Below are 18,583 nucleotides of genomic sequence, written 5' to 3' on the forward strand. Positions count from 1 at the left end.
CACGAGAGCCGGATCCCGTCGGGATCCGGCTCTCGTGAACGTCTGGGGTGAGTAACGGGACTTGAACCCGCGACATCCGCGACCACAACGCGGCGCTCTACCAGCTGAGCTATACCCACCATGGGCCTCACGGCCGGGGACGAGTGTAGTGGTCTCAGGCCTCCGCAGCAGAATTGGGATCTGCCTGCGGACCGCCGAGCCCGGTGATCGACCCACCATGGCGCGCGGCCGCGACCTTGGCCGCCTCGCTGTCGGGGCCGGGCAGGGGCACGAAGACGGTGTCGCGGTAGTAGCGGAGCTCCTCGATGCTCTCCTGGATGTCCGCGAGCGCCCGGTGGTTGCCCCGCTTGGTGGGGGCGCCGAAGTAGGCCCGCGGGTACCACCGGCGGGAGAGCTCCTTGATCGAGCTCACGTCGACGATCCGGTAGTGCAGGAACGCGTCGAGCGCCGGCATGTCCCGTGCCAGGAAGGCCCGGTCGGTCGCGACCGAGTTGCCGGCGAGCGGTGGGCGGCTCTCGGGCGGGCAGTGCTGGGCGAGGTAGGCCATCACCTGCTCCTCGGCCTCGGCGAGGGTGACGCCGCCGGCCAGCTCGTCAAGCAGGCCGGACGTCTCGTGCATGGTGCGGACGAAGTCGATCATCTGGTCGAGGGCCTCGGCAGGAGGCTTGACGACGATGTCGATGCCGTCGCCGAGGACGTTGAGGTCGAAATCGGTGACCAGTGCGGCGACCTCGATCAACGCGTCGGCTCCCAGGTCGAGCCCCGTCATCTCGCAGTCGATCCAGACCAGTCGCTCGTTCACGAACGGCACCCTACGCCGTCGGGCCGACTCTCCTCAGGGTTGGCTCAGGACGGTGTCCTACGCTCACGATCCATGGAAGGCAGGGCGCTGGAGTGGCTGGGGCTGGTCGCGCGCCTGGTCACGGGCGGAGTCTGGATCGTCGCCGGAGCCCTCAAGATCACCGACCCGGCCGCGAGCATGGCTGCCGTCCGCGCCTACGAGCTGCTGCCCGGCTCGCTCGTCGAGCCCGTCGGCGTCGCCCTGCCCGCGGTCGAGCTGGTCGTGGGTCTCGCGCTCGTCGTGGGCGCGTTCACGCGAGGCGCCGCGCTGGTCTCGGCGCTGCTGTTCGTCGCGTTCATCATCGGCATCGCCTCGGTGTGGGCGCGCGGCATCGAGATCGACTGCGGGTGCTTCGGGGGTGGTGGCCCGAAGGAGGACGCCGCGTCGTCGTACCCCTGGGAGATCGCGCGCGACGTCGGCCTGCTGGCCGCCTCCTGCTACCTCGTGGTCGTACGGCGGACCCGGCTCGCCGTCGACAACCTGCTCTTCCCGAACCGTGCCCCCGGCACCGCTGGCGGCTCCGTCTCCGATCCCGACCCCGTCGAGCAAGGAAGCTGAATGTCCTCGAAGTCGTCGCCCACCAACAAGTCCGCCGCGCGCGCCGCCAAGGCCGCCGAGCTGCGCGCCGAGCAGCAGCGTGCCGAGAAGCGCCGTCGCATCCTGATGATCGGCGGCGTCGCGGCACTGTTCCTGGTGATCGTCGGCGGCGCCATCGTGGTGACCGTCCTCAACAAGGAGGAGGTCGACGCACCCGCCGCCGGCGAGAGCGAGTACGGCGTCACGATCGGCGAGCCCGAAGCCGACCACACCGTGGTGATCTACGAGGACTTCCTCTGCCCCTTCTGCGGGCAGCTGGAGGCCCAGACCTCCGAGCAGCTCGCCGAGCTCGCGGCGGACGGCAAGGTGTTCGTGGACTACCGGCCGTTCGACCTGCTGAGCTCCAGCTTCGGTGACTACCCGGTCCGCGCGGCCAACGCGTTCGCGGTGGTGCTCGAGGAGTCGGGTGCCGAGGTCGCCAAGGAGCTTCACGACCTGCTCTACGACAACCAGCCTGCCGAGGGTGGCCCGTACCCCTCGGACGACGACCTGGTCGATCTCGCCGTGGAGGCCGGCGCCGAGGAGGCCGACGTTCGTGAGGGCATCGAGTCGCTGGCGATGGAGGACTGGGTGACCGGCGCCACCAAGGCCGCGCAGGACGCCAACGTCGAAGGGACGCCGACGGTGCTCCTCGACGGCGAGCAGGTCACCGGCTACAGCTCGGTGGAGGACCTCGCCGACCAGATCCTCGAGGCCGTCGAGTGAGCAGGCTTCGGGACGGCTTCGTCGCCGGTCTGCCCAAGGCCGAGCTGCACGTCCACCACGTCGGCTCCGCGTCGCCCCGGATCGTCAGCGAGCTCGCCGCCCGGCACCCGGGCACGGTTCCGAGCGACCTGGAGGACCTGCGCCGGTTCTTCGAGTTCCGCGACTTCGCCCACTTCATCGAGGTCTACCTGGCGGTCGTCGACCTGGTGAGGACCCCGGAGGACATCCGCTACCTCACCTACGAGATCGCGCGTGAGCTCGCGGAGGCACAGTCGGTGCGCTACGCGGAGCTGACGTGCACGCCGTACACCTCCGTGCTGCCGCGCGACCCCGGCCGTGGGATGCCGATCGAGGCCTACACCGAGGCGATCGAGGACGCCCGGGTCGCCGCGGAGCGCGACTTCGGGCTGGTGCTGCGCTGGATCTACGACATCCCGGGTGAGTCCGGGCTCCCGGCGGCCGACGAGACGCTGCGGTTCGCGCTCGACCACGCGCCGGCCGGGCTGGTCGGCTTCGGTCTCGGCGGGCCCGAGGTCGGCGTCGACCGCCCGCAGTTCAAGGACGTCTTCGACGCGGCCCGCGCCGCCGGGCTCCACTCGGTGCCGCACGCCGGCGAGACCACCGGCCCGGAGACGATCTGGTCGGCGATCCACGACCTGGGTGCCGAGCGGATCGGCCACGGCACCTCAGCGGCCCAGGATCCTGCCCTGCTGACCTACCTGGCCGAGCACGGCATCGCGCTCGAGGTGTGCCCGTCGTCCAACGTCGCCACCCGCGCCGTCGCGTCGCTCGCTGAGCACCCGCTCCCGACGTTCGTCGAGGCCGGTGTCGTGGTGACCATCAACTCCGACGACCCGCCGATGTTCGGCACCACCCTCAACAAGGAGTACGACGTCGCCGCCGATCTCCTGGACCTCGACGAGGCGGGCGTCGCCGGTCTCGCGCGGGCAGCGGTCACGGCCTCCTGGGCCCCGGCGGACGTGCAGCAGCGGATCCTTGGGGAGATCGACGCGTACGTCGCCTCCTGACGGTCGCGCAGGCCGCGCCTCGTTGCTAGTTTCCGGGAGGAGGACGAGGAGGTCTTCGATGCACGCGACGCGGCGGGTACGACACCAGGCGCTGAGGTCGGCTGCCGCGATCGCGGTGGTGCTCCTCGCCACTGCGTGCGTGGACGACGTGGACGATCCGGAGGAGGCGGAGGACCCGGGTGGCGCCTCGGAGTCGAGCATCGAGAGCCCGGGCGAGTACACCTGCCTGCTGTCCCCGGAGGAGGTCACCGAGATCATCGACTTCGACGTCACCGGCGTCGAGCCGGGCGGGGAAGACGTCGAGACCTCCGGCGGCTCGCTGGTGTGGGAAGGCTGTGAGTTCGAGACCGACAGCGACGCGACCGTCGAGCTGTCCACGATCGTCGACGAGTCCGGCGAGCCCGACGTCGCGTCGTACGACGCCTTCGCGGCCAGCGGTGACGTCGTCCCGGTCGACGGCGTCGGCGACTCGGCCGTCCGGTTCCGGGGCTCGCTCTTCGTCAAGAGCGGCGACACGGCGTACGTCGTCAGCGGCGACAACCAGCACGGCGAGCCGCTCGAGCTCGAGGTGCTCGAGGAGCTTGCTGCCGCGGTCATCAACGCCGCCTGAGCGCGTCCTCGAAAATGGCTCGGGCCCCGGGGGCTCATACTCCCCGGGGCCAGGGCAATCCTGACCTGGCGCGTTTCCCGATCGTCGGAGGCGCGCCGCTGTCAGGGTCGCGTCCGCCGCGGCAGGGGGTCGTGGCCGCGATCCTTGGCTTCGCGCTCGGCACGGTCCCCGAGGGCGGGAGCACCGGGCTGCTCGGTCTCGTCCTGGCCTTGTTCCTGCCCAGCCTCGCGCTCACGGTGCGGCGGATCCACGACACCGGCAAGAGCGGGTGGTGGGCGCTGATCCTGCTGGTGCCGTGAATCGGGATCATCGCGTGGTTCGTGTTCGCCCTGCAGGAGAGCGACGGGGACAACCAGTGGGGGCCGATCCCGGCCTGACCGCGTCGCGGTCGAGCGACGATCTGGCGCCCCCGGCAGGAGTCGAACCCGCAACCGTTGGAGTAGAAATCCACTGCGCTATCCATTGCGCCACGGGGGCTAGTGCTGGGTCTGAGTATCCCATTCGCGTGTTGTGGACAACGGGATTGGGTGGTTCCGATCCGGCAGCGCACGGCGCAGGCTGCCGCGCATGGACGAAGGAATCAGGTCGCTGGCATCGGCGCAGAGCGGGGTCTTGGCCCGACGCCAGCTGACCGCTCTCGGGATGAACTGGAACGCCGTGGATCGTCAGGTCCGCAGCGGACGATGGGCCGAGCGGACGCCGCGGGTCGTCAGCATCTTCAGCGGGCCACTCGGCGAGGAGCAGCGCCGATGGGTCGGTGTGCTGCACGCTGGGCCGCGCAGCATGCTCGGGGGTCTCACAGCTGGCGCGCGGAGCGGTTTGGTCGGCTGGTCGCGCTCGGACGTCACGGTGATCGTCGATGATGAGCTGAGCTTCGAGGAAGTGCCCGGCGTCCGGTTCTTCCGGTCGCGGCGACCGTTCGAGGTGCTTCGCGACCCACGACCCGGCATTCCGTGCTGCCGGCTCGAGCACGCGCTCCTGTTGTGGGGAGGGTACGACGCACCACTCCGGCCGGCGTACGGCGTACTCGCGGCGTCAGTCCAGCAGCGGCTCACCACGGCCGCGCGGCTCGGCCGGGCGATCGTCCAGCTGAAGCCGCTGCGCCGCGCGAAGGCCTTCCGCGGTCTGGTCAAGGACATCGAGGGCGGCGTGCACTCAGGCGCCGAGCGCGATGTCGGTCGACTCTGTCGCGAGTTCGCGATCCCGCTGCCCGTTCGCCAGGTGCCGCGGCTCGACAGCGAGGGCAAACGGCGATGGACGGACTGCGAGTGGGTCCGGGCCGACGGGACCGTGGTGGTGCTCGCGGTCGAGAACTCCGCGGTCGTGTGCCTCAGGGATCGCAATTCCGATGGCTCAGGCACACGACGGGAGGCACGCAGGGTCTGAGGCACACGACTGGCCGACCTAACGTTCCCTGAGGCACACGACTGGCCGACCAGCGTGCCCTGAGGCACACGACCTCACCCCCGCAGCCGGCCCATCCACTCCTCGACAGCGTCGGCCTCACGGGGGAGGGCGGCCGACAGGTTGCGGACACCGTCGGCAGTGACGACGACGTCGTCCTCGATCCGGATGCCGATGCCGCGGAGCTCCTCGGGGACGAGCAGGTCGTCCTCCTGGAAGTACAGCCCGGGCTCGACGGTCAGCACCATGCCCTCGGCGAGGGTGCCGTCGCGGTAGGACTCGGGCGCGGCGCGTCCGCAGTCGTGGACGTCCATGCCGAGCATGTGGCTGGTGCCGTGCAGGGTCCAGCGGGCGTAGAGCTTGGACTCCGGGTCGAGCGCCTCCTCGACCGAGACGGGCAGCAGTCCGAGGTCGCCGAGCCCCTGCGCGAGCACGGCCATGGCCGCATCGTGGCCGGCGAGGAACGGCACGTCGGGCCGGAGCGCTGCGATGCCGGCCTCCTGCGCGCGCAGGACCAGCGTGTAGAGGTCGCGCTGCAGCGGGCTGAAGGTGCCGTTGACCGGGAGCGTCCGGGTGACGTCGGCCGTGTAGAGGTTGTGACCCTCGACGCCCATGTCGAGCAGAACCAGCTCGCCGGGGACGACCGGGCCGGAGTTCTCGATCCAGTGCAGCGTGGTCGCGTGCGAGCCGCCGGCCACGATGGAGTCGTAGCCGAGGTCGTTGCCCATCGCGCGGGCCCGCCGGAAGAAGGTGCCCTCGAGCCAGCGCTCGCCGTGCTCGAGCACGTTGGCCCACTCGGCGACGGAGTCCTCGAAGCCCAGCGTGGTGATGTCGCACGCGGTCTGGAGCTCGCCCAGCTCCCACTCGTCCTTCACCAGGCGCATCTCCGAGATCACCCGGGCGAAGTCGTCGTCGAGGGACTCGTCGGCGGGCACCAGCGCATCGACGGTGGCCGAGAGGCCGCGGTGCACGCGGGTCTTCGCGGACACGGCGAGGACGTCGGGAAGCTCGTCAACGTGCTTGACCGGAAGGCCGAGCGCGGCCTCGAGCTCACCGAGCGACGGACGGCGACCGGCCCAGAGCGCGCCGTACTGCCGGTCCCGGAAGAACTCGTCGCTGTCCCGCCCGGACCGCGGCCGCGCGTAGAGGGTCGAGGAGCCGTCCGGCTCGACGACGAGTACGGCGTCCGACGTCTGGTTGCCGGAGAAGTAGCTGTGCGCGGTGTCGGGCCGGAACCGGTAGTCGGTGTCGGCGGCGCGCACCTTGAACGTGCCGGCAGGGAGCACGAGTCGCTCGCCTGGGAAGGTCGCGGCCAGCCGAGCCCGGCGCGCGGCAGCCCACGATGTGATCGGGTGCGGCGAGACCTCCCGCTCGCGGTCGTCCCAGCCGGTCCGCATGAAGGCGGCGTACGCCTCCGGGACGGCAGGGTCGTGGGACTCGGTCTTCAGCTCCTTGGGGGCGTCGTTCACGCCCCCACTGTAACTTCCACGGGTTCACGCCGGATCGGCCGGAAACATCGCGCCCCGATAGGCTTCTGCCCATGCCAGGAGCCCGTCGTGACAGCGTCGCCTTCACGGTCGTGGTGACCGTGGCGGTGGTTGTCGGCGCGCTGCTGATGCTCGCGATCCTCGCTCTTTCGGGTGCTCCCAGCATCCTGCTGCTGGCCACGGCGCTGGCCGCGCTGCCGGTCGGACCGGTCGTCGCCGTCTACCTCTGGCTCGACCGCTACGAGCCGGAGCCGAAGCTGCTGCTCAGCTACGCCCTGCTGTGGGGGGCGTTCGTGGCGACGATCGCCGCGCTCGTCGTCCAGGGGATCGGCGGCTTCGTGGTGGGTATCACCGACGACGTGTCGCTGGCCGTCGTCGCGCCGCTGACCGAGGAGGCCAGCAAGGGAGCCTTCCTGCTGCTCCTCCTGTGGTGGCGCCGTGCCGAGCTGGACGGTGTCCTCGACGGGATCGTCTATGCCGGCCTGGTCGGTGTCGGGTTCGCGTTCACCGAGAACATCCTCTACCTCGCGGCGGCGTACGGCGGGACGGACGGCACCGGGCCCGGAGGGGTCGCCGGCGTGACCACGATCTTCGTGATCCGCTGCGTCTTCAGCCCGTTCGCCCACCCGCTGTTCACGGCATTCACCGGCATCGGACTCGGTCTCGCTGTGATGTCCCGCACGCCGGCGGTCCGGATCCTGGCGCCGATCGGCGGCTATCTCTGCGCGGTCGCCGCCCATGCGTTGTGGAACGGCTCGACCCTGTTCGGGTTCGGCAGCTTCCTCCTCGCGTACGCCGTCCTGATGGTTCCCGCCTTCGTCGGCATGATCTGCCTCGCGGTGTGGGCGCGGACCAGAGAGCGGCAGATGCTCACGATGGCCCTCGACGACGCCGCCTCCCGAGGCCTGATCCCGGCAACCGACATCGGCTGGCTCGTGGATCTCAGGGCTCGGCGCATCGCACGTCGTCATGCCCGAACCGAGGGCGGTGACCCGGCCGTCAAGGCGATGCGGGACTATCAACAGGCCGCGATCGAGCTCGGGTTCCTGCACCATCGCCTGCTGCGCGGCACTGCACCGAAGGACTGGCAGGCGCGTGGCCAGGAGTTCCTGGCGCGCATCCAGGCGTCCCGTCCGGGATTCGCCTTCCCCGGACAGGTGGTACCCCAACGATGAGCACGTCCCACAGGGGCAAGAGCGGCGACGAGATCACCGGCAGCCAGATGCTGACCGGCCTGATCCGGCTCCGTGGTGCCCTGCAGGCGGCCGCTCTGCCTCTCGATCTCCCTGGCGTCGCGGCTCTGCGCGAGCACCGCCAGCAGGTCATCGACCAGCTCGAGGACTACGTGATCCCGCGGCTGATGTCGCTGGACGCGCCTCTCCTCACCGTCGTCGGCGGCTCGACCGGCGCCGGCAAGTCCACCCTGGTCAACACCCTCGTCGGACACCGGGTGACCGCACCGGGCGTCCTGCGCCCCACCACGCGCTCGCCCGTGCTGGCCCACCACCCGGACGACGGCAAGTGGTTCGGGCAGGACCGGCTGCTGCCGGACCTCAAGCGCGTCGACCACCCGACCAACGACCATGACTGCATCCAGCTGGTCCCGACCGCCTCGGTGCCCAAGGGGATCGCGATCCTCGACGCGCCGGACGTCGACTCGGTCGAGGAGCGCAACCGGATCCTCGCCGGGCAGCTGCTGTCGGCCGCCGACCTGTGGCTGTTCGTGACGTCGGCCGCGCGCTACAGCGACCAGGTCCCGTGGGACTACCTCAAGCTGGCAGCGGACCGCTCCACCTCCGTCGCGCTGGTGCTGGACCGTACGCCGCCGGAGTCGGTCGAGACCGTCTCCGGTCACCTCGCGCGGATGATGGCGTCCCGCGGGCTCAAGGACTCGCCGCTCTTCGGCGTCGCCGAGGGGACGGTCAGCGACGACGGGCTGCTCCCGGCCGGCCACGTCGCCGAGATCCGCGCCTGGCTCGAGGCACTCGCCGCCGATGCCGGCGCCCGCAACGCGATCGTGCACCAGACCGTCGGCGGCTCGATCCGGATCCTGACCCGTCGGGTCTACCCGGTCGCCGACGCGGCCGAGGAGCAGCTGGTCGCCATCGGCGACCTCACCACGCTCGTCGAGCGTCAGTACGACATCGTGAGCAAGCACCTGCTCACCTCGGCGTCCGACGGCACCCTGCTGCGGGGCGACCTGCTCACCCGCTGGCAGGAGTTCGTCGGCAGCGGTGAGCTGCTCCGCTCCCTCGAGGCCAAGGTCGGCTTCGTCCGCGAGCGCCTGATGAACGCCATCAAGGGCAAGCCGCAGCAGGCCGAGCGGGTCGCGGTCGCGATCGAGACCGGGCTCGAGACGCTCGTCGTCGAGCATGGCGAGCAGGCGGCTGCCCGGGCCGCGGCCGCCTGGCGGGCGACGCCGTACGGCGCCCAGCTCATCGACGCCGCGACCGAGGACCTCACCCGGGCGGGCCGTGACCTGCGCCGCCGCGCGGTGGCCGAGGTCCAGGCCTGGCAGTCCGAGCTGCAGGACCTGGTCCGCAGTGAGAGCGGCGACGTCCGCACGTCTGCCCGGTTCCTCGCCGTCGGCGTGCGCGGGCTGGCGGTCACCCTGGCGGTCGTCGTGCTCGGGGGCGAGCAGCCGCCGGTCGCGGCCAGCGACTCGCTGCGGCTCGGTGTCCGCCTCCTCGAGACCGTCGTGGGGCCGGGTACTGCCGGCATGCTCCGACGTCGCGCCCGCACCTCGCTCGACGACCGGCTGGGCGCTTTGCTCGCCGCGGAGCGCACCCGTTACGTTGCACCGGCGGATCAGTGGCAGCCGACCAAGGACGCGGGGGAGAACCTGCGAACGGCCGCCCGGCGGGTGGACGACCTGCGGTACGCCGCCACGATGCAGAAGGGCACTGGAGGACACCTGTGACTCAGACGGATGGGGAGACGCGCGCACTGCGCGACCTCGCCACCCGCGGCACCATGATCGGCGCGCGCCTCCAGGGGCTCGAGCAGGCGGTGGCGGCGGCGCGCGGGCGGCTCGACGACGCACTGCTCGACGAGACGCTGGCCACTGTCGAGCGCGCGACCGGGCGGCTGAAGCTGTCGGCGCACCACACCGTGGTCGCGATCGCCGGTGCCACCGGATCCGGCAAGTCCTCGACCTACAACGCGCTCACCGGGCTCGAGCTGTCGTCGACCGGCGTGCGCCGGCCGACGACCTCATGGGCGACCGCGTGCGTCTGGGGGAGCGAGGGGGCCGAGGAGGTGCTCGACTGGCTCGGCATCCCGCCGCGGCACCAGACCATGCGCGACTCGATGCTCGACACCAAGCACGACGACGAGGCCCTCGCCGGCGTCGTCCTAATGGACCTGCCCGACCACGACTCGACGGAGGTGGCCCACCACCTCGAGGTCGACCGCCTCGTCGAGCTCGCCGACCTGCTGGTGTGGGTGGTCGACCCTCAGAAGTACGCCGACGCCGCCCTCCACGACCGCTACCTGGCGCCCTACAACACCCACGCCGGCGTGATGCTCGTCGTGCTCAACCACATCGACACGATCGCCCCCGAGAAGCGCCAGGGCATGGTCGACGACGTCAAGCGGCTCCTCGCGGCAGACGGGTTGAGCTCGGTGAAGGTGATCCCGCTCAGCGCCCGTGAGGGCATCGGCGTCGACGAGCTGCGGCAGGAGATCGCATCCCGGGTCGAGCAGAAGCGCAGCACGACCGTCCGCGTCGAGGCCGACGTCGCGGCCGCCGCCGGCCGGCTCGTCCGCGCGGGTGGTGACGCCCCGGCGCGCGAGATCACCGCGCAGCGGGCCCGCGCGCTGGAGGACCGGGTTGCCGAGGCCGCCGGCGTGCCCACGATCGTCGGCGCCGTCGAACGGACCATCCGGACCCGTGCTGCGCGGGCGGTCGCGTGGCCGCCGGTCGCCGTGGTCGCCGGGCTCGGCCGCCGCCGTACCGATGATCGTCTTGCCGGCTACCGGGCCGGATCGCAGCCGCAGGCCGTGGCTGTGCAGCGGGCCGCCGTCGACAACGGCATCCGCGAGCTGGCCGACGAGACCGCGCAGGGCCTCGGTGCGCCGTGGGCCACCGCGGTCCTCCAGACCGCGACGGGGCGGCTCGAGGAGACCGACGACGCGCTCGACCGGGGGCTGACCTCGGTCGACCTCCGGGCCGACCGGCTGCCCGGGTGGGTCGGCGTCGTCCGGGTGCTCCAGTGGCTGCTCTTCCTCGCGGCGGTCGGCGGTGGTGCCTGGTGGGCGCTGCTGGCGGTGCAGGGCACGCTCGACGGCGCCCCCGAGGTCGCCGGCTTCCCGCTTCCGCCGGTCCTGCTGGCTGCCGGGTTGGTGCTCGGGCTGCTGCTCTCGCTGGTGGCGCGGCCGCTGGTCGGTGGCGCTGCTCGCGCCCGAGCGGACGAGGCCGACCACGCGCTGCGCGAGGTTCTCTCCGACGTGCTGGCGAAGCAGGTCGTCACGCCGACGAACGGCGTCCTCTCGTCGTACGCCGAGTTCCGCATGGGCATCGCCCACGCCCAGCAGTAGCAATTGCCCGAGCGCGTCGCAGATCGTCCGGCACCGCCCGGGCCATCGCTTCGCTCGGCCCAGGGGCGCCGGACGATGCGGCTGCGCCGCTATGCGCCGCGCAGCCGGGCCGCGGTTGACGCGGTCAGGGGTTGCGGCAGCTTGGCGGCTCACCGGGGTATCACCGCGTCCCACCGCGGCTTACCGCGCCTCAGCCTCACCGCGTCCTACGTTCCGCGCCTCGCCGCGTGCCACCAACCGTCCACAGGTCGTCCACCGGTCGCCGTTCTCCACAGGCTCGGTGGTGGGCGCGGGCCGTTCGTCGGCGGGCCCGCGTGAAATCCGAGGCAGCCGGTCGCGAGCGCGGCCGGGGATACCGGAGGCATGACATGACGAACGACACGATGGTGACCGTCCAGGGCTGGATGGGCAACGAGCCGCAGCTGCGCGAGGTCGCGGGCACGAGCGTGGCCAACTTCCGTCTGGGCTGCACGCCGAGGCGCTTCCACCGCGGCCGCCAGGAGTGGGTGGACGGCCCGACGCAGTGGTACGGCGTGAGCGCGTGGCGGGCGCTCGGCGAGCACTGCAAGCGGTCCCTGCACGTGGGCGACCCGGTGATCGTGCACGGCCGGCTCAACCAGCGCAGCTACGTCCGCGACGGCGTCGAGGTGACCGTCCTCGAGATCGAGGCGCTGGTCGTGGGCCCCGACCTCACCAAGGGCGTCTGCTCGTTCAGCAAGACGGTCGGCACGACGCGACGCGACGACCGGCCCCAGGAGCCGGCGGCGACGGAGGAGAGGCCGGCCGCCGACCCGTGGTCGGTGCCGGGCGCCTCGGCGGCGACACCGGAGGTGGCCGGCGCGGCGTGAGAAGGCCTGGGCGGCCGGGACCGGTGGGCGGGTCCGCACCGGTCCCGGTTCGGTCCGGTGCATGGTGCGGCACTAGGCTCGGTCAACGTGGCTGAGTATGTCTTTACCCTGCGCAACGTCCGCAAGGCTCACGGTGACAAGGTCGTCCTTGACAACGTGACCCTGTCGTTCCTCCACGGTGCCAAGATCGGTGTGGTCGGGCCCAACGGAGCGGGCAAGTCGACGCTGCTCAAGATCATGGCCGGGCTCGAGCACGCCAACAACGGCGACGCCATCATCGATCCCGACGCGACCGTCGGCATGCTCCAGCAGGAGCCGCCGCTGACGGAGGGCAAGACCGTCCTCGAGAACGTCGAGGAGGCCGCCGGTGAGATCAAGCGGAAGCTCGACCGCTTCAACCAGATCTCCGAAGAGCTCGCCAACCCCGACGCCGACTACGACTCGCTGCTCGCCGAGATGGGCGACCTGCAGACCGACCTCGACCACGCCAGTGCCTGGGACCTCGACAGCCGCCTGGACCAGGCGATGGACGCCCTGCGCTGCCCGCCGCCGGACGCGATCGTCGACAACCTGTCCGGTGGTGAGCGACGCCGGGTGGCGCTGTGCAAGCTGCTGCTCCAGCAGCCCGACCTGCTGCTCCTCGACGAGCCGACGAACCACCTCGACGCCGAGTCGGTCCAGTGGCTCGAGGGCCACCTGAAGAGCTACCCCGGCGCCGTCCTGGCGATCACTCACGACCGTTACTTCCTCGACAATGTCGCCGAGTGGATCCTCGAGCTCGACCGGGGCAAGACGCACCCCTACGAGGGCAACTACTCGACCTACCTCGAGACGAAGAAGGACCGCCTCAAGATCGAGGGCCAGAAGGACGCGAAGCGCGCCAAGATGCTCGAGAAGGAACTCGAGTGGGTGCGCTCCAACGCCAAGGCTCGCCAGACCAAGTCGAAGTCGCGTCTTGCTCGCTACGAGGAGCTCGCGGCCGAGGCCGACAAGGCCCGCAAGATCGACACGGCCGACATCAACATCCCGCCCGGCCCGCGCCTGGGTGACGTCGTGCTCGAGGGCCGGCACCTCACGAAGGGCTTCGAGGACCGGCTGCTCTGGAACGACATCTCCTTCACCCTGCCGCGCGCCGGCATCGTCGGCATCGTCGGCCCCAACGGCGTCGGCAAGACGACCCTCTTCCGGATGATCACCGCCAGCGAGCAGGCCGACTCGGGAGAGCTCGTGGTCGGCCAGACGGTCAAGCTGTCCTACGTCGACCAGAGCCGCGGCGGCATCGACCCGCAGAAGAACGTCTGGGAGGTCGTCTCCGACGGCCTGGACTTCATCAAGGTCGCCAACTTCGAGATGAACTCGCGCGCCTACGTCGCGTCGTTCGGCTTCAAGGGCCCCGACCAGCAGAAGAAGGCCGGGGTGCTCTCCGGTGGTGAGCGGAACCGTCTCAACCTGGCCCTCACCCTGAAGCAGGGCGGCAACGTGCTGCTCCTCGACGAGCCCACCAACGACCTCGACGTCGAGACGCTGTCGGCGCTCGAGGACGCGCTGCTCGACTTCCCGGGCTGTGCGGTGGTCACCTCGCACGACCGGTGGTTCCTCGACCGCATCGCCACCCACATCCTCGCCTGGGAGGGCAACGAGGAGGACGGCGGCAAGTGGTTCTGGTTCGAGGGCAACTTCGCGTCCTACGAGGAGAACAAGGTCGAGCGGCTCGGCATCGAGGCCGCCCGCCCGCACCGGGTCACCCACCGCCGCCTCACCCGCGACTGACTTCAATGGCGCGAGCGTGTCGCGGTCGGCGCGGTGAGCTGTTGCGGTGGCCGTGCGGCGACCGGGCCCGTCAGTCGGAGCGGCGGTCGTCCCGCAACTCGCGCTCGGGGTGGTCACTGATCAGCCGGTCGGCGACCGCGTCCATCACCCGGCCGAGCGCAGCGAAGTCCTCCGCGTCAACCAGGTCGACGAGGTAGTCGCGGACGCCGGTGACGTGGGTCGGAGCGACGTTGCGGAGCAGCAGGTCGCCCCGCTCGGTCATCCGGCAGATGACGCCACGGCCGTCCTCGGGCGAGCCGCACCGCGAGACGAGGCCGTCGCCCTCCATCCGCTTGACCGTGTGGGTCACCCTGCTGCGGCTGTGTGCCAGCGAGTCGGCGAGCCGAGCCATCCGCAGCTCGCGCCCCTCGGCCTCGGACAGCCGGACCAGGATCTCGTACTCGACGAGTGACAGGCCGTGCTGCTGGCGCAGGTCGTCGTCCAGTCGGTCGAAGAGCAGCGTGTTCCCGAGCACGAGGGCGCGCCACGCCCGCTGCTGACGGTCGTCGAGCCAGCGAGGTTCGCGACGACGCCAGGCCTCGCGCTTGGCTTCCAGGTCGGGCTCGGTCACCCTCGTAGTTTAGGTCCGTCGCGACCGGCGGCGTGTCGGCTCACCGCAGGTCGATGCGCAAGAGCACTCGCGGGAAGCCGGCGAGCACCGATGTCGTCTCGGCCGCGAACTCGAAGCCGGCGGCCTCGAAGTTCTTGCGCAGGCCCGGGTAGGCCATCGTCAGGTCGACCTTCGCGCCGCGGTTGTCGAGCGGGTAGGCCTCGACCGCCGGCGCCTCGCGACTGCGGGCGAACTCCACCGCCCCGTCGATCAGGGCGTGCGAGATGCCCTGGCCACGGTGACCCGGGCGGACCCGGACGCACCACAGAGACCACACGGGCAGGTCGTCGACGTGCGGGATCTTCCGGCTGGTCGCGAACGACGTGTCGGCGCGCGGCGCTACCGCCGCCCAGCCGACCGCCTCGTCGCCGTCGTACGCCAGGACGCCGGGCGGCGGGTCGGCCCGCACCAGCCCGGCGACGTACTCACCCCGGGCGGGGCCACGGAGCTCGTTGTTCAGCTTCGACGGGATCCGGTAGCTGAGGCACCAGCACACGTTGGCGTCGGGCCGCTTCGGACCGACGAGCGCCCGGACGTCGTCGAAGACGGTCGCCGGGCGGACGTCGATGCTCATGTCACCGCCAGCTGCCGAAGCGTCAGCTCAGCCGTTCGAGGATCATCGCCATGCCCTGGCCGCCGCCCACGCACATGGTGATGAGGCCGGTGCTCTTGTCGTGCCAGTCCAGCGAGTTGAGCATCGTGTTCTGGAGCCGGGCGCCGGTCATGCCGAACGGGTGGCCGACCGCGATCGCACCGCCGTTGACGTTCAGCCGGTCGAGGTCGATGCCGAGGTCCTGGTACGACGGCACGACCTGGGCCGCGAACGCCTCGTTGATCTCGACCAGGTCGATGTCGCCGATCGTCATGTTCGCGTTGGCGAGCGCCTTCTTGGTCGCCTCGACCGGGCCGAGGCCCATGATCTCGGGGGAGAGGCCGCTCACGCCGGTGGAGACGATCCGGGCCAGCGGGGTCAGGCCGAGCTCGGCGGCCTTGGTGTCGGACATGATGACGACCGCGGCGGCGCCGTCGTTGAGCGGGCAGCAGTTGCCCGCCGTGACCACGCCGTCCGGGCGGAAGACCGGGTCCAGCTGCGAGATCCCGTCGTACGTCACGCCCGCGCGCGGGCCGTCGTCCTTGGTGACCACGGTGCCGTCGGCGAGGGTGACCGGGGTGATCTCGCGGGCCCAGAAGCCGTCGGCGATGGCCTTCTCGGCGAGGTTCTGCGAACGTACGGCGAACTCGTCGAGCTCCTTGCGGTCGAGGCCGCGCATCCGGGCGACGTTCTCGGCGGTCTGGCCCATGGCGATGTAGATGTCGGGGAGCAGACCGTCCTCGCGTGGGTCGTGCCAGTCCTTCCCGCCCTGGGCGTAGTCCTCGGTGCGCTGCTGCGCATCCGCGAACAGCGGGTTCTTGGTGTCGGGGATGTGGTCCGACGTGCCGAACTGGAAGCGCGAGACCGCCTCGACGCCGGCCGAGATGAACACGTCGCCCTCGCCCGCCTTGATCGCGTGGAAGGCCATCCGCGAGGTCTGCACGGAGGAGGAGCAGTAGCGGGTGATCGTCGCGCCCGGGATCTCGTAGCCGAGCAGCGTGGTCACGATCCGCGCCATGTTGTTGCCGGCCTCGCCACCGGGCAGGCCGCAGCCGAGGTAGAGGTCCTCGACGTCGTTCGGGTCGAGCGCCGGGATCTTGTCGAGTGCAGCCTTGATGATCAGGGCCGAGAGGTCGTCGGGGCGGAAGTCCTTCAGCGAACCCTTGTTCGCCCGGCCGATCGGCGTACGGGCGGCAGAAACGATGACGGCCTCGGGCATGGGGCACTCCTCGGTGAGCGATGACGGAACCTCCCCAGACTAGTAGGGGCGTGCTGGAACCTGTTGCAGTGGTCGGCCATGGAACGATGCTGACGTGCGGCACCGCTATGCCTGTCCGATCCGTTGGGCCGATCTCGACCTACTCGGCCACGTCAACAACGTCCGCTACGTCGACTACCTCCAGGAGGCGCGGGTCGACCTGCTCCGCGCCCACCGGTGGTCGGGGACGTCGGGGAGCGACGACGCGACCGACGCGCTCGTCGACGCGATCGTCGTCAGCCGCCACGAGGTCACCTACCGGGCCCCGCTGCCGTTCGGCGAGCGGCCGGTCCTGATCGAGTGCTGGGTCACCGATCTCCGCGCCGGGTCGTTCACGCTCGCCTACGAGATCTTCCACGAGGACGAGGCCGGAGACCGGGTCGTCTACGCCGAGGCCAGCACCGTGCTGGCGCCGTACCGCTTCGACACGGAGAGCCCGCGCCGGCTGACTCCGGAGGAGCGCGCGGCGCTGGAGGTCTACCTCGAGCCGGTTCCGCGCGTCCGCCCGGAGCGCGTGGTCATCGACCGCGACCGTGCCGGGCACTACCCGGTGCAGGTGCGGTTCAGCGACGTCGACGTCTACCGCCACGTCAACAACGTCGTCTACTTCGAGTACTTCCAGGAGGCGCGGATCCGGCACTTCATGGAGCTCGGTCGCGGCAGGTCCCGGGGGCACACGCTCGGGGTGGTCGTCGCGCGCACCGACGTCGACTACCTGGCGCCGATCACGCTCCGCGCCGAGCCGTACGACTGCTGGACGCAGATCGCCCACGTCGGGCGGACGTCGGTGGTCCTGGAGTCGGAGATCGCCCATGACGGCCGGGCGCTCGCGCGGGCGCGGGTGGTGCTCGTGTTCTTCGACGGCGAGACGCAGCGGCCGACCGAGCCGCCCGCTGACTACCTCGAGCGGCTCCGCGCGGCGCTGGCCTGAGGCTCGCCGCGCTACTCCGTGGCGGTCCGGGGTCCCGCGACGGCGGGGGGCGGCGGCAGCGCGCCCCGGAGCTTCTTGAGGCCCCGGTGCCGCGCGACCCGTACGGCGACCGCGGAGATGCCGAGCGCCTCGGCCGTTGCCGCGACGTCGAGCTGGAGCACCTCGAGGCAGGTCACGACGTCGCGCTCCCGATCGGGCAGTGCCCGGAGCACCTCCCGCACCCACTCGGCGCCGGCGTACGCCATCTCGGGTCCGGGCACGAGGTGGTCGTCGGCGGGGATCGCGGCGCTCGCGGCCTGGCGGCGGCCGCTGCGTCGGCGGGAGTTGGCGGCGTGGTTGCGGGCGATGCCGAACAGCCAGCCGGCGAACTCGGACGAGGTGCCGTGGAAGTCCGCGACCTTCTGCGCCGCGACCAGCCAGGCCTCGGCCGCGAGGTCGTCGGGGCTGTCGTCGAGACCGGTCGCCCGGGTCTCCAACCACAACAGCAATCGCCCAGCGTGAGCTCGGTACAGCTCACGCCAGGCGTCAGGGTCGCCGCCCTTGGCCGCAGCGACAAGGTCGTCGTCGGACCTCACCGGGCGTGATCAGCTCCCATTCCCCTCGTGCGCACGTTCCGATGGACCGCGGATGCGGTTGGAACCTCCAGGTGCGCTGCTCCCATTGTGCAACCGGATGATGCCGTGCGCGTCCCGATCTCGCGCACTTCCTACCACCGGATCCGAGGAGGAGCCTCTCGTCGCTCGGCTAGCGGGGCCCCCTTCCGTGACCCTTCGCCTTGCCGTGACCCTTCGCCTTGCCGTAGCCGTGACCCTTGCCGTTGCCGTGACCCTTGCCGTTGCCGTGACCCTTGCCGTTGCCGTGACCCTTGCCGTTGCCGTGACCCTTGGCCTTGCCGTGGCTCTCGGTCTTGGCGTGGCCCTTGGCATGACCCCTGCCGCGGTCCGAGCTGTCGGCGTGGACCGGCGGTGTCTTGGTGTGACCGAAGGCGTGGCCCCGACCGTGGCCGTTGCCCGTGCCGTCGCCCTTGCCCTTGCCCTTGTCCGACCCCTTGCCGGGGTGGTCCTTGGCCGGTTGCTCGCCGGGAGGGTTCGGAACGCGGATCGTCACGTAAGTCTCAGTGCCTGGCAGCTCCGGGGACCAGGAGCTGCCAGGCGCGGAGGGTTCGACGTCGGATTGTGGGGTCCCGGCGTCAGTTCCTCCTGGACTCGGCACACCGGACGCTTCGTGGGTGGAGCGCGCTTCCGGACCGACCCCGAGATCGGACCCTGGCGCTGCTCCGGCCACCCACGTCGTCCCGCCGATGACGGCAACAGTGGCCGCACCG

At 71.0% G+C, this 18,583-nt stretch carries 19 protein-coding genes and 2 tRNA genes; 12 read left to right on the forward strand and 9 right to left on the reverse strand.

From position 1 onward, the window contains the following. Positions 1 to 43: 43 nt before the first annotated feature. A tRNA-His gene (locus D0Z08_RS08430) sits at positions 44 to 119 on the reverse strand. A 35-nt stretch (positions 120 to 154) separates the two neighbouring features. Beyond that, on the reverse strand, positions 155 to 802 hold the full coding sequence (orn, locus tag D0Z08_RS08435; RefSeq protein ID WP_118924741.1) for an oligoribonuclease: 648 nt from the start codon (positions 800 to 802) through the stop codon (positions 155 to 157). Between the two features lie 72 nt (positions 803 to 874). On the opposite strand from orn, the gene D0Z08_RS08440 reads away from it, so the two are divergent. From D0Z08_RS08440 to D0Z08_RS32910, 5 genes are all read left to right on the forward strand, one after another. Beyond that, complete coding sequence (locus D0Z08_RS08440) at positions 875 to 1,399, forward strand: MauE/DoxX family redox-associated membrane protein (RefSeq protein ID WP_118924573.1); 525 nt, start codon at positions 875 to 877, stop codon at positions 1,397 to 1,399. Beyond that, positions 1,400 to 2,143 carry a DsbA family protein gene (locus D0Z08_RS08445; protein ID WP_118924575.1) on the forward strand — a complete coding sequence of 248 codons (744 nt, stop codon included), beginning with the start codon at positions 1,400 to 1,402 and terminating at the stop codon, positions 2,141 to 2,143. It abuts the gene before it with no gap. After that, positions 2,140 to 3,171, forward strand: coding sequence for an adenosine deaminase (locus D0Z08_RS08450; RefSeq protein WP_118924577.1), 1,032 nt, complete (start codon positions 2,140 to 2,142; stop codon positions 3,169 to 3,171). Before D0Z08_RS08445 ends, D0Z08_RS08450 begins: the two co-directional genes overlap by 4 nt. 58 nt (positions 3,172 to 3,229) lie before the next feature. Beyond that, positions 3,230 to 3,781: a hypothetical protein gene (locus tag D0Z08_RS32035; RefSeq protein ID WP_182481229.1), complete on the forward strand. Its 552-nt coding sequence runs from the start codon at positions 3,230 to 3,232 to the stop codon at positions 3,779 to 3,781. A gap of 131 nt (positions 3,782 to 3,912) precedes the next feature. Then, positions 3,913 to 4,080: a DUF805 domain-containing protein gene (locus tag D0Z08_RS32910; RefSeq protein WP_245993776.1), complete on the forward strand. Its 168-nt coding sequence runs from the start codon at positions 3,913 to 3,915 to the stop codon at positions 4,078 to 4,080. A gap of 102 nt (positions 4,081 to 4,182) precedes the next feature. On the opposite strand, the gene D0Z08_RS08470 is transcribed toward D0Z08_RS32910, so the two are convergent. Continuing rightward, positions 4,183 to 4,258, reverse strand: a tRNA-Arg gene (locus tag D0Z08_RS08470). 90 nt (positions 4,259 to 4,348) lie between these two features. Between D0Z08_RS08470 and D0Z08_RS08475 the strand changes: the two genes are divergently transcribed. After that, entirely contained in the window at positions 4,349 to 5,167 is an 819-nt protein-coding gene (locus D0Z08_RS08475; protein ID WP_147381369.1) for a hypothetical protein, read from the forward strand. Positions 5,168 to 5,241: 74 nt separating this feature from the next. Here D0Z08_RS08475 and D0Z08_RS08480 read toward each other — a convergent pair whose 3' ends face one another. Then, positions 5,242 to 6,654, reverse strand: coding sequence for an aminopeptidase P family protein (locus D0Z08_RS08480; RefSeq protein ID WP_245993778.1), 1,413 nt, complete (start codon positions 6,652 to 6,654; stop codon positions 5,242 to 5,244). Between the two features lie 71 nt (positions 6,655 to 6,725). Here D0Z08_RS08480 and D0Z08_RS08485 point away from each other — a divergent pair, with 71 nt between their 5' ends. From D0Z08_RS08485 to ettA, 5 genes are all read left to right on the forward strand, one after another. Beyond that, the gene (locus D0Z08_RS08485) at positions 6,726 to 7,847 is read left to right on the forward strand and encodes a PrsW family intramembrane metalloprotease (RefSeq protein WP_118924587.1); all 1,122 of its coding nucleotides are present in this window, start codon (positions 6,726 to 6,728) and stop codon (positions 7,845 to 7,847) included. Next, complete coding sequence (locus tag D0Z08_RS08490; RefSeq protein ID WP_245993780.1) at positions 7,844 to 9,592, forward strand: dynamin family protein; 1,749 nt, start codon at positions 7,844 to 7,846, stop codon at positions 9,590 to 9,592. Before D0Z08_RS08485 ends, D0Z08_RS08490 begins: the two co-directional genes overlap by 4 nt. After that, positions 9,589 to 11,211 carry a GTPase gene (locus D0Z08_RS08495; RefSeq protein ID WP_245993782.1) on the forward strand — a complete coding sequence of 541 codons (1,623 nt, stop codon included), beginning with the start codon at positions 9,589 to 9,591 and terminating at the stop codon, positions 11,209 to 11,211. The genes D0Z08_RS08490 and D0Z08_RS08495 overlap by 4 nt, the downstream gene beginning before the upstream one ends. A 368-nt stretch (positions 11,212 to 11,579) precedes the next feature. Beyond that, positions 11,580 to 12,059: a single-stranded DNA-binding protein gene (locus tag D0Z08_RS08500; protein WP_118924589.1), complete on the forward strand. Its 480-nt coding sequence runs from the start codon at positions 11,580 to 11,582 to the stop codon at positions 12,057 to 12,059. An 87-nt stretch (positions 12,060 to 12,146) separates the two neighbouring features. Further along, a complete protein-coding gene (gene ettA, locus D0Z08_RS08505) occupies positions 12,147 to 13,829 on the forward strand; it encodes an energy-dependent translational throttle protein EttA (RefSeq protein ID WP_118924591.1) in 1,683 nt (560 codons plus the stop codon). A 70-nt stretch (positions 13,830 to 13,899) separates the two neighbouring features. On the opposite strand, the gene D0Z08_RS08510 is transcribed toward ettA, so the two are convergent. From D0Z08_RS08510 to D0Z08_RS08520, 3 genes are read right to left on the reverse strand one after another with little or no spacing between them, the layout of a single operon-like run. After that, positions 13,900 to 14,439 (reverse strand): MarR family winged helix-turn-helix transcriptional regulator, encoded by a 540-nt coding sequence (locus tag D0Z08_RS08510; RefSeq protein ID WP_245993784.1) that lies wholly within the window; start codon positions 14,437 to 14,439, stop codon positions 13,900 to 13,902. A gap of 40 nt (positions 14,440 to 14,479) precedes the next feature. Next, positions 14,480 to 15,052 (reverse strand): GNAT family N-acetyltransferase, encoded by a 573-nt coding sequence (locus D0Z08_RS08515; RefSeq protein ID WP_118924593.1) that lies wholly within the window; start codon positions 15,050 to 15,052, stop codon positions 14,480 to 14,482. Positions 15,053 to 15,074: 22 nt separating this feature from the next. Then, a complete protein-coding gene (locus D0Z08_RS08520) occupies positions 15,075 to 16,289 on the reverse strand; it encodes an acetyl-CoA C-acetyltransferase (RefSeq protein WP_118924595.1) in 1,215 nt (404 codons plus the stop codon). 94 nt (positions 16,290 to 16,383) lie between these two features. Here D0Z08_RS08520 and D0Z08_RS08525 point away from each other — a divergent pair, with 94 nt between their 5' ends. Then, a complete protein-coding gene (locus D0Z08_RS08525; RefSeq protein ID WP_118924597.1) occupies positions 16,384 to 17,259 on the forward strand; it encodes an acyl-CoA thioesterase in 876 nt (291 codons plus the stop codon). A gap of 11 nt (positions 17,260 to 17,270) precedes the next feature. On the opposite strand, the gene D0Z08_RS08530 is transcribed toward D0Z08_RS08525, so the two are convergent. Continuing rightward, positions 17,271 to 17,834, reverse strand: coding sequence for an RNA polymerase sigma factor (locus D0Z08_RS08530; RefSeq protein ID WP_118924599.1), 564 nt, complete (start codon positions 17,832 to 17,834; stop codon positions 17,271 to 17,273). 169 nt (positions 17,835 to 18,003) lie between these two features. Then, positions 18,004 to 18,366, reverse strand: coding sequence for a hypothetical protein (locus D0Z08_RS08535; protein WP_118924601.1), 363 nt, complete (start codon positions 18,364 to 18,366; stop codon positions 18,004 to 18,006). Positions 18,367 to 18,583 lie beyond the last annotated feature (217 nt).

The organism is Nocardioides immobilis (assembly GCF_003515065.1).
In the GTDB taxonomy this organism is placed as follows: Bacteria; Actinomycetota; Actinomycetes; order Propionibacteriales; family Nocardioidaceae; genus Nocardioides; species Nocardioides immobilis.